The organism is Corynebacterium frankenforstense (assembly GCF_030211955.1).
Classification (GTDB): domain Bacteria; phylum Actinomycetota; class Actinomycetes; order Mycobacteriales; family Mycobacteriaceae; genus Corynebacterium; species Corynebacterium frankenforstense_A.
In genome coordinates this window covers 1-236 of the sequence record NZ_JASODI010000103.1, presented here as the reverse complement: position 1 = coordinate 236, position 236 = coordinate 1, and the positions used below count along the sequence as shown (strand labels likewise).

The window sequence follows — 236 nt, the reverse complement described above, 5'->3', positions numbered from 1 at the left end:
CTTCGGAGAAGAACAGGTTCTCAAACAGGCTTTCAGCTGCTTCACGAGTCGGCGGCTCGCCAGGGCGCATCATACGGTAGATTTCTACCAGTGCGCTCAGACGGTCGTTAGTTGGGTCGACACGTAAGGTTTCAGAGATATACGGGCCGTGATCCAGGTCGTTGGTGAACAGCGTTTCGATACGCTTGTGACCAGACTGGCTCAGCTTAGCCAGCAGATCCAGGCTCAGCTCCATG

1 protein-coding gene is annotated in these 236 nt (G+C 55.1%); it reads right to left on the bottom strand.

The window, feature by feature from the left end; genetic code table 11:
• A partial coding sequence (locus QP119_RS11705) for a hypothetical protein (protein ID WP_284776347.1) occupies positions 1-236 on the bottom strand: 236 nt, incomplete at both ends.